General features: G+C 74.7%; 11 protein-coding genes. 5 read left to right on the plus strand and 6 right to left on the minus strand.

The annotated features are described in order from the left end of the window. Positions 1 to 15: 15 nt before the first annotated feature. Positions 16 to 678 (plus strand): class I SAM-dependent methyltransferase, encoded by a 663-nt coding sequence (locus CCN44_RS14785; RefSeq protein WP_086697897.1) that lies wholly within the window; start codon positions 16 to 18, stop codon positions 676 to 678. On the opposite strand, the gene murQ is transcribed toward CCN44_RS14785, so the two are convergent. Both murQ and CCN44_RS14795 read right to left on the minus strand, forming a co-directional pair. Then, positions 672 to 1,595 carry an N-acetylmuramic acid 6-phosphate etherase gene (gene murQ / locus CCN44_RS14790; protein WP_059250417.1) on the minus strand — a complete coding sequence of 308 codons (924 nt, stop codon included), beginning with the start codon at positions 1,593 to 1,595 and terminating at the stop codon, positions 672 to 674. The genes CCN44_RS14785 and murQ overlap by 7 nt on opposite strands. A 39-nt stretch (positions 1,596 to 1,634) precedes the next feature. Then, complete coding sequence (locus tag CCN44_RS14795) at positions 1,635 to 2,540, minus strand: MurR/RpiR family transcriptional regulator (RefSeq protein ID WP_059255077.1); 906 nt, start codon at positions 2,538 to 2,540, stop codon at positions 1,635 to 1,637. Positions 2,541 to 2,595: 55 nt separating this feature from the next. On the opposite strand from CCN44_RS14795, the gene CCN44_RS14800 reads away from it, so the two are divergent. Both CCN44_RS14800 and CCN44_RS14805 read left to right on the plus strand, forming a co-directional pair. Continuing rightward, positions 2,596 to 2,979 carry a hypothetical protein gene (locus CCN44_RS14800; protein ID WP_086697894.1) on the plus strand — a complete coding sequence of 128 codons (384 nt, stop codon included), beginning with the start codon at positions 2,596 to 2,598 and terminating at the stop codon, positions 2,977 to 2,979. Between the two features lie 7 nt (positions 2,980 to 2,986). Next, positions 2,987 to 3,262, plus strand: coding sequence for a DUF4031 domain-containing protein (locus CCN44_RS14805; protein WP_059250421.1), 276 nt, complete (start codon positions 2,987 to 2,989; stop codon positions 3,260 to 3,262). Here CCN44_RS14805 and CCN44_RS14810 read toward each other — a convergent pair. Together CCN44_RS14810 and CCN44_RS14815 are read right to left on the minus strand one after the other, a co-directional pair. Further along, positions 3,247 to 4,344, minus strand: a complete 1,098-nt coding sequence (locus CCN44_RS14810) for a GNAT family N-acetyltransferase (RefSeq protein ID WP_202430232.1) — start codon at positions 4,342 to 4,344, stop codon at positions 3,247 to 3,249. The genes CCN44_RS14805 and CCN44_RS14810 overlap by 16 nt on opposite strands. A gap of 26 nt (positions 4,345 to 4,370) precedes the next feature. Beyond that, positions 4,371 to 5,015, minus strand: a complete 645-nt coding sequence (locus CCN44_RS14815; RefSeq protein ID WP_086697898.1) for an HD domain-containing protein — start codon at positions 5,013 to 5,015, stop codon at positions 4,371 to 4,373. A gap of 119 nt (positions 5,016 to 5,134) precedes the next feature. On the opposite strand from CCN44_RS14815, the gene CCN44_RS14820 reads away from it, so the two are divergent. Then, positions 5,135 to 5,803, plus strand: coding sequence for a maleylpyruvate isomerase family mycothiol-dependent enzyme (locus tag CCN44_RS14820; protein WP_086697895.1), 669 nt, complete (start codon positions 5,135 to 5,137; stop codon positions 5,801 to 5,803). A 67-nt stretch (positions 5,804 to 5,870) separates the two neighbouring features. After that, the gene (locus CCN44_RS14825) at positions 5,871 to 6,569 is read left to right on the plus strand and encodes a copper homeostasis protein CutC (protein ID WP_059250425.1); all 699 of its coding nucleotides are present in this window, start codon (positions 5,871 to 5,873) and stop codon (positions 6,567 to 6,569) included. Here the strand turns inward: CCN44_RS14825 and CCN44_RS14830 are convergent. Both CCN44_RS14830 and CCN44_RS14835 read right to left on the minus strand, forming a co-directional pair. After that, a complete protein-coding gene (locus CCN44_RS14830; RefSeq protein WP_237482577.1) occupies positions 6,566 to 7,333 on the minus strand; it encodes an LppU/SCO3897 family protein in 768 nt (255 codons plus the stop codon). The genes CCN44_RS14825 and CCN44_RS14830 overlap by 4 nt on opposite strands. Before the next feature lie 42 nt (positions 7,334 to 7,375). Beyond that, a partial coding sequence (locus tag CCN44_RS14835; RefSeq protein ID WP_086697896.1) for a HelD family protein occupies positions 7,376 to 8,896 on the minus strand: 1,521 nt, incomplete at its 5' end.

An 8,896-nucleotide genomic window follows, 5' to 3' on the forward strand; every position in this document is an offset into this window, starting at 1 on the left:
CCCGTACCCCGCCTCCTGGACGCCCTCCACCGCTTCAACGCCGCCCATCCCTGGGACCACAACGCCCGCTACCACCCCTGGCTGCTGCGGCAGTTGCCCCGCCGCTTCGGCAGCGCGCTGGACGTCGGCTGCGGCAGCGGTGACCTGGTGCGGCTGCTCGCCCGGCGGGCCCGGGCGGTGCGCGGGGTGGACGCCGACGCGGACATCGTCGCCCTGGCACGGGAGTCGACGCCCGCCGCCGCCCCGGTCGCCTACACCGTCGCCGACGCCTCCCGCGGGCTCCCCGCGGGCCCCTACGACGTCATCACGTGCGTCGCCGTACTCCACCACCTCCCCTTCGCCGAGACCCTCTCCCGGTTCCGGCGGGAGCTGGCGCCCGGTGGCACGCTGGTCGTCGTCGGCTGCGCGCGGGCCTCGGGCGCCGTCGACCAGGTGCTCGGGCTGACCGCCGTGGCGCTCAATCCGCTCCTGGGGTGGGTGAAGAACCGCGGCCGGCCGGCGCCGCGGCCGCCCGCGTCCATGACGGCCCGCACCCGCGACCCGGAGATGACCTTCGCGGAGATCTCCCGGGCGGCGCGCCGGCTGCTGCCCGGTGCCCGGCTCAGGCGGCGGCTCTTCTGGCGCTACACCCTCCTCTGGCGCGCCCCGGCCGGGCCGGAGGGGCCTGCGGGTCAGTGAGGCGCGTGGGCCAGCGCGGCGCGCAGATGGCCGTCGGACTCCTCCAGCAGGCGGGCCGCCGTCGGGCCGTCGACGCCCGCGAGCAGGACCAGGATCGCGTGTTTGACCTCGCCGCCGGTCTCCGTCAGGGCCTTGTCGATCTCGGCGTCGCCCGCGCCCGTGGCCAGGGAGACGATCCGGTGCGAGCGGGCCCGGAGTTTCTCGTTCGACGCCCGGACGTCGACCATCAGGTTCCCGTACGTCTTGCCGAGCCGGATCATCGTGATCGTCGACAGCATGTTCAGCACCAGCTTCTGGGCCGTGCCCGCCTTCAGCCGGGTGGAGCCGGTGATCAGCTCCGGGCCCACGACGACCTCGATGCCGTGCTCGGCGGCGGCGGCCAGCGCGCTGTGCTCGTTGCAGGCCAGGCCGACGGTCAGGGCGCCGAGCGCGCGGGCGTGCTCGACGGCGCCGACCGCGTAGGGCGTACGACCGGACGCGGAGACGCCCACCACGCAGTCGTCCGGGGAGAGTTTCAGCGCGTCCAGGTCCCGGCGGGCCAACTCCCCGGAGTCCTCCGCGCCTTCCACGGAGGTGACCATGGCCGCGGGGCCGCCCGCGATCAGGCCGACGACCTGGTCCGGGTCGGTGTTGAAGGTGGGCGGGCACTCGGAGGCGTCCAGCACGCCCAGCCGTCCGGCGGTGCCGGCGCCGGCGTAGACGAGCCGCCCGCCGCGGCTCATGCGTGCGGCCACGGCGTCGATGGCGGCGGCGATCCGCGGCAGCTGACGCGCCACGGCACCGGGCACGCCCGCGTCCTCACCGTTCATCAGCCGGGCGATCTCCAGGGTGGGCAGCTGATCGATCTCGGCGAGTTCGGGGCGGAAGGCTTCGGTGGTCAGGGAAGCCAGCTGGTCACGGAGGTCGTGAGAGGTCATGGGGGGCGGCTCTCTCCAGTACACGGTCGGTCCTACGGTCTATCGCGAACCGCTCCGGTGCCGGTGTGCCAGCGCCTCGTAGGACGCGGCCAGCGCCGGCGCGGCGGTCTCGTACGTCCGCTGCGCCACCCCCACGAACAGACAGTCCACCACCAGCAGCTGACTCGTCCGGGAGGACATCGCGGCGGGCCGCAGCTCGGTCTCCCGCGAGGTCGACGTGGTCAGCACCAGGTCGGCGTACTGCGTGACCGCCGAGTCGGGCCGACCGGTGATGGCCACCGTCGTCGCCCCGCGTTCGAAGGCCACCCGGAGTGGCTCGATGACGTCCCCCGTCGACCCCGAATGCGTGATGGCGAGCGCCACGTCACCCGAACGGAGCTGCACGGCGTTGGTCACCGCGAGGTGCGGATCGCTGTGCGCGTGGGCTATGAGCCCTATCCGCAGCAGCTTCTGGGTGAGGTCCTGGGCGACGAGCCCGGACGCCCCTATGCCGTACACGTCGGTGCGGCGCGCACCCGCGAGCGCGGTGACGGCCGCGTCGAGCTGGACCGTGTCGAGGCCGGCTGCGGTGTCGGCGAGGGTCTGCTGCTCCTCGTAGGCCAGTTTGGCGACGACGTCGGCGATGGGGTCGTCCACGGCGATGTCCGTGGTGATCGCGGGCGCGCGGCCGGACTGCTGCTGGGCGGCGAGTCCGGCGAGGGCGAGCCGCAGATCGCGGTAGCCCGGGTAGCCGAGCAGCCGGGCGGTGCGGACGACCGTGGCCTCGCTGGTGCCGGTGAGTTCGGCGAGCCCGGTGACCGTGAGGGCGGCGCAGCCGGCCGGGTCGCTCGCGACGGCCTCGGCGACGCGCTGCATGGACCGGGTCATGGACGGGGCGAGGGTGCGCACCTTGGCGGCGAGGGAGCCACCCGGGCTGCCGAAACTTTCCTTCACGTCCTGGGTCACCATTGAAAGATATTTTCGGTTCGGTGTCCCGGTCAAGAGTGCGCACAATGGGTGCATGGACCCCATCAGCCCCCTGGAGCAGGCGTTGCACGCGGCCCGCGCCCTGGTGCTCGCGGATCTCGTCGCGGGCCAGGTCGCCGAGGCGGACGTGGTCTCACTGGTGGAGGACTCCATCGCCCAGCGGCGCTGGTGGGTCGAGCAGTGGCCGGACGGCCTGGCGTTCGTCGCCGGGCTGGTCGCCCAGGACGTGCAGGACGCGCTGCTGGAGCGGTACGGCCGCTGGCCGCTGTGCCCGGTCTGCGGCTCCGGCGACCCGCACGCGCTCGACGTGGAACCCGAACTGGGCCCCGACCCGCACTGGGTGTGCCACAAGGCGGGCGTGAAGGTCGCCTCGGTCGGCTCGCTGGCCTCGGCCACGGGCGGGACGGCGTCCTCGTGAGGCGCCGGTGACCCTCTACATCGACCCGCCCACCTGGCCGGGCCACGGCCGCCTGTGGTCGCACCTGGTGAGCGATGTCTCGTACGACGAACTGCACCTGTTCGCCGCCGGGTTGGGCGTGCCCCGGCGCGCCTTCGACGGCGACCACTACGACCTCCCGTCCCACCGCTACGCGGACGCGGTGGCGGCCGGTGCGGTGGAGGTCAGCAGCCGCGAGGTGGTCCGGCTGCTGCGGTCCTCCGGCCTGCGCCGGCCCAAGGGCCTGGCTCAGCGGCGCAGATAGAGCAGGAGTCCGGTGCCCATGTCGTACGCGTCCTGGGCGATGCGCTCCTCGTCCACCGAGGCCCGGACGAAGCCCGCGCGGGTCACCACGCGCTGGGAGGGCAGGTTGTCCCGTTCGACCGTGGCGATGACCGTGTCGACGTCCTCCCGGGCCAGGGCCCACGCGGTCAGGGTGCGCAGCGCCTCGGTGGCGTAGCCGTGGCCGCGGGCGCCGGTGACGAGGTCGTAGCCGATCTCCACCCGGCCCTCCTCGTCCGGGGCGCCGTGGAAGCCCATGCCGCCGATCGCCCGGCCGTCCTCGGCCCGGACGAGGGCGAAGACCCCGAACTCGGGCCGGTGCACGCCCGTTTCGTACGCCTTCATCAGGTGCGAGCAGGCCTGGCGGGTGCCCTCGTAGGGGCCGTCGTCGAGCCAGTCGAAGCCGCCCGTGCCGCCCAGGCGCAGATCGTCGGCGGCGGCCGGGCGGATGCCGGTGAGGGTGACCCGCCCGGCGGGCAGGACGAGGTTGTTGTACCAGGTCCAGTCGGTGACCGGCGCCCGGCCGGGCAGTTCGCCGCGGCCGGTCGCCCACAGCAGGGTCGGCCAGGGCTCGGGGCCGGGCCGCACGTGCGGGAAGAGCCAGGCCAGGACGGACGCGGCGAGGTCGGCGGGCGGCTCGTAGGGGAGGCCGAGACCCCGGGTGATGTCGTGGGTGTGCAGCAGCGCCTCGGCGACACCCATCGCGGCGAAGCCCTCCCGGTCGGCGCTGCCGAAGTGGTTGGCGTGGAAGGCGCGCACGCCGGGCGGCGCGGTGCGGACGGCGGCGGCCAGCAGGGCGCCGGTCGCCTCGATCACCTGGAGCAGACCGGCGTTGCCGGTGCCCTCGGGGAGGCTGACGGCCAGCGGGAGGCGGTGCCCGGCGCGGCCGGCGAGCCGGCTCGCGTACGCGACGAAGTCCTCGGCGATGTGGAAGGCCGTGGTGCGGCAGCTCCACTCCATGCCGGCGGCGCGCACGCCCTCCCAGTCCCGCTCCAGCGCCGGGCGCAGCGCCGCCGTGCAGCTCGCGACGGCCGCCTCCACCTGGTCCCCGCTCATCGTCCGCATGCGCGCACAGTACGGGGGCGGCTTCCTCAGGTCGACAGCATTTCCAGCTCGGCCGCGAGGTTGTAGCGGGCGGTGGCCTCCCAGTGCTCCTGGCCGTACGGGGTGCGGAACAGCCGGGGCAGGTCCAGGAGCCGGCGCAGGATCGCCGAACGGCCCGAGCGGAAGGCGTCGCCGGGGACGAAGTGGTACTCCTCGCGGACGGCGGCGGTGTAGGCGGCGTACGCCGACGGGGGCGCGGCGAGGATCGCGAGGTCGGCGTCGCACAGCACCTGGCCGTCCCGGTCGTCGTCGGCCGGGTCGTGCGTGACGGTGAGCCGGACCAGCCGGGCCACCTCGGCGGTCTTCGCGTCCGGCACCCCCGCCTCCGGCAGGGCGCGTTCGGCCAGCCGGGCGGACCGCTCCTCGTTCTCGGACCGCTCGGGCAGGTAGACGGCGTCGTGGAACCAGGCGGCCAGACGGACCACGTCCGGATCGGCCGCGTACGCCTCCAGGGTGTCGACGTGGTCGAGTACGGCGGTGAGGTGGGCCACCGTGTGGTACCGGCGCTGCGGCTCCTGCCAGCGGGCGAGCAGGCGGTCGGCGTAGGCGGCGGGGTCCGGGCCGCCGCCGGGGGCGCGGGCTGCTTCCAGGGCGCGGGCGAAGCGGAGGCGCAGGGCGTCGAGGTCGGCCATGACGCCCATTGTTCCCTGACTCCTCCCGCACTCCCTGCCTCGCGGCCGGCCGCCCGCGGCGCAGCTGTCCGTCCGTTTCCCGCGTGACGTCGTCCGCCCGCGCCCCTAGCGTGGCCGGCATGACTGACACGCTGGATGTGCGCGACCCCGAACTCCCCGGCCGGCTGCTGACGGCCGAACGTGACGCCCTCGTACCGCTGCTGCGGTCCCGCCCCGACGCCGACTTCGCGCTGCCGACGGCCGCGTGTCCGGGGTGGACGGTGCGGGACGTGCTGGCGCACTGCTCGGCCGCGCTGATGCGGGTGGTGGAGAGCCGGTTCGAGAAGGGCGTGTTCTCGCCCGAGGCGAACGAGCGGGACATCGCCGAGCGGGCCGGCTGGACGAACGCGCAGGTCGTGGACGAGCTGGAGCGGGGGATGACCGAGGCCGGGCCGGTGATCGCCCGCGGGGACGGCCGGCTGGACGTCCTCGCGCTGGGCGAGTGGGTGCACGCCGGGGACGTGCGCGAGGTGCTGGGCGTGCCGGGGGCGTACGCCGGGGCCGGGCTGCCGGACGCGCTGGCCCTGCTGGCCCGGCACACCCGCGAGCGGCGGCACGTGCCGCTGCACGCCGACCTGGACGACGTGGACGAGCCGCTGCGCCTGGGGTCCATGGCACCGGACGGCCCGCCCGCCCGGTACATCGGCGACGCCGCCACGCTCGTACGGCTGTACGCGGGGCGGCCGGTGGCGGGGGCGTCGTACGAGCTGGCGGGGGCGCGGGAAGGGGAGCTGAACATCTTCGGGTGAGTGGCGTCCCCGGGCGGGCGTAGTCTTCAATTGGACTAGACCTGTAGTCGCCGATGAATGGGGTGCCATGAGCAAGCGTGCGGTCCTGGAGGTGATCGCCCTCGACGTCGAGGACGCGGTCGCCGCCCAGGCGGGAGGCGCGGACCGGCTGGAGCTGGTCACCGAGATGGCGGCCGACGGACTCACCCCCGCGCCCGCCACCGTCGCCGCGATCCGTGCCGCCGTCGACATCGACCTGCGCGTGATGCTCCGCCTCGCGGACGGATTCGCGGCCGGTGACGTGGACCGGCTGGTCGGCGTGGCCGGCGAGCTGCGGCAGGCCGGCGCCGACCAGTTCGTGCTCGGCTTCCTCGGCGCGGACGGCGGTGTGGACCTGGCCGCGGTGGAGCGGGTGGCCGGCGCGCTCGACGGCTGCCGGTGGACCTTCCACCGGGCGATCGACCGGGCCGCCGACCGGGACGCCCTGCGCAAGCAGCTCGCCGACCTGCCCGGCCTCGACACCTACCTCACGGCCGGGTCCGCCGCGGGCGTGGACGACGGCCTGCCCACGCTGCTCGCCGAGGCGGCCCACGGCGGTGAGCCGGGGTACGAGCAGCAGATCCTGGTCGGCGGCGGACTGCGCCTGGACCATGTGCCGCGGCTGCGGGCCGGCGGCATCGAGGCGTTCCACATCGGCGGCGCGGCCCGCCCCGACGGCTGGCAGGGCCCCGTCTCGGCGGACGCGGTCGCCCGGTGGCGCACGATGCTGGACGGTGCCGCCGGCTAGTCCTTCAGCGGGTGCAGGCACAGCGTGGTCCTGCCGTTCACGCTGTACTCCAGGCGGGCGATGTAGTCCCCTTCCGCGCAGTAACCGTCCCGCGGTTCGGTGACCTCGAACTGGGCGTCCGGGGAGTCGCAGGGGACGTTCCTGAGGTCCTGGTTGGTCCAGTCGCCGTCGTTGTGCGCGCACGCCCCGACCGCGAGCGGCTCGCGGTTCTGCCGGTGGTGCACGCGGACCCCGGTCGGCTCGCTCGACGTGCCGACGACGACGAGCACCGGCAGGGCGATCAGCAGCATGGCCAGCCCGGCGAGCGGGATGAGCGCGAAGAATCCGGCCGGCCGCCGCAGCACCGGGCGGCCGGGGTCCAGCGGCGGACGCCAGGCGGCCGTCGCCGGTGCCGGGAGCCTGCGGAGGCGGGACAGGGCGCCGAGGTTGACCAGCAGGGTGATCGGGGTGATCACCATCGACAGCGGACCCCACCAGCCCCGCACCAGCGTGTCCGCCTGCATCTGCCGGAACACCGCCAGTCCGCAGGTGCGGCACAGCACGCCCTGCCGCCGCAGGAACCGCATCAGCACCAGCATGCCCTGGTGCCCGCGCACCGTCACCGGCGCGGCGGGCATCGCCCCGCACACCTCGCACCCGGGCCCGGGCGGGTACGGCCCGGGCTGCTGCTGCGGGTACGGGTACGGCGCGGGCGGCTGCTGGTACGGGTACGGGCCGGACGGCTGCGGGTACGGATGCGCGGGCGGCTGGTACGGCGTACTCAACGGGGGCCTCTCCACGGGGACATGCCGGAACGGCACAGCACCCTACTCGGCGAGCTGCGCGGGCAGCGGTGCCGCATGCGTCACGATCAGGCCCGACACCGCCCGGGTCAGCGCCACGTACAGGCGCCGCAGGCCCGTGCGTTCGTCCGGTTCGCCGTCCACCACGGCCTGCGGCTCGTCCAGGACCACGTAGTCGTACTCCAGACCCTTGGCGAGCGAGGCCGGGACCAGTGTCAGCCGGGTCTCCCGGGTGGTCTCCTCGCCGGGGGACAGGTACCCGATGCCGGCCGCCGTCAGGGCCTCGGCGAGGGCGGGCACCCGGGCGTCGGCGGCGATCAGACCGGTCGAGCCCTCGTGGCGCAGCAACTCCTCGCACGCGGCGACGACATCGGCCGTCCCGGTGGCCGTGCGGACCTCGAAGAAACCGGGGTTCTCCCGGACGGAGGCGACCGGGGCGAGGCCCGGCGCGATGTGCGGCAGCAGCCGGGAGGCGTACGCGATGACGTCCGTCGGCACACGGAAACCGGCGGTCAGCTCCTCCACGGCCCCCTCCGGCTTGCCGAGGTGGCCCAGCGCCTCCGCCCAGCTCCGGGTCGCCCACGGGGTCGTGCCCTGCGCGAGGTCGCCCAGCACGGTCGCGCTGCCGGTGGTGCAGCGGCGGCCGACCGCCCGGTACTGCATGGGGGAGAGGTCCTGCGCCTCGTCCAGGACGACATGGCCGAGGGAGGGCGTGCGCTGGATCAGGTCGGCCGCCTCGTCGATCAGCACGGCGTCCGCCGCCGACCACCTGGCCGACTTCACGCTGCGCGCCGGCTTCGCCCACAGGATCGTCTTCTGCTCGTCCTCGTCCAGGATTCCGCCGGCGTGCTCGGCGAGGAACTCCGGGTCGCTCAGCAGCCGCAGCACCAGCTTCGCCGGGTCGACGGCCGGCCACACCGCCTTCACGGCCGCCTTCACCGCGCTGTTGCGGGCCACCGCGTCCTGCACCCGGTCGTCCGGGGCCTCCCCGGCCCGCTCCATCTGCACCAGCACCGCGTGCGCGATGCGCTGCGGCAGGGCCTCGCGGGCGGCGCCGTAGCGGATGTCCCGGGCCAGCAACTCCCGGACGATCTCCTCCAGTTCGTACGCCGGGACGCGCCAGCGCCGGGAGCCGCGCACCACCATGACCGGCTCGGTGGGCAGGGTCACATGGGAGTACAGGGCCCGCCGGAGGACCTCGGCCATCCGGGCGTCGCCCTTGACGATCGCGGCGGCGGCCTCGTCCGTCCCGCGCACCTCCACGTGCGCGACCAGGTCGTCCACGGTCGCCTGCTGCACGGTCAGCTCGCCGAGCGCCGGCAGGACCTGCTCGATGTAGTGCAGGAAGGACCGGTTCGGCCCGATGACCAGGGTGCCGGTGCGGGCGAGCCGCTCCCGGTGGGCGTAGAGGAGGTACGCGACCCGGTGCAGGCCCACGGCGGTCTTCCCGGTGCCCGGGCCGCCCTGCACGCAGACCGTGCCGCCGAGCCCGCTGCGGACGATCTCGTCCTGCTCCGGCTGGATGGTGGCGACGATGTCCCGCAT

The organism is Streptomyces tricolor (assembly GCF_002155905.1).
Classification (GTDB): Bacteria; Actinomycetota; Actinomycetes; order Streptomycetales; family Streptomycetaceae; genus Streptomyces; species Streptomyces tricolor.

Excerpts from the sequence above, each read along its gene's own strand:
- CCN44_RS14810 (WP_202430232.1), bottom strand. The coding sequence starts at position 4,344 with ATGCGGACGATGAGCGGGGACCAGGTGGAGGCGGCCGTCGCGAGCTGC.
- CCN44_RS14825 (WP_059250425.1), top strand. The coding sequence starts at position 5,871 with ATGAGCAAGCGTGCGGTCCTGGAGGTGATCGCCCTCGACGTCGAGGAC.
- CCN44_RS14800 (WP_086697894.1), top strand. The coding sequence starts at position 2,596 with ATGGACCCCATCAGCCCCCTGGAGCAGGCGTTGCACGCGGCCCGCGCC.
- CCN44_RS14815 (WP_086697898.1), bottom strand. The coding sequence starts at position 5,015 with ATGGCCGACCTCGACGCCCTGCGCCTCCGCTTCGCCCGCGCCCTGGAA.
- CCN44_RS14820 (WP_086697895.1), top strand. The coding sequence starts at position 5,135 with ATGACTGACACGCTGGATGTGCGCGACCCCGAACTCCCCGGCCGGCTG.
- murQ (WP_059250417.1), bottom strand. The coding sequence starts at position 1,595 with ATGACCTCTCACGACCTCCGTGACCAGCTGGCTTCCCTGACCACCGAA.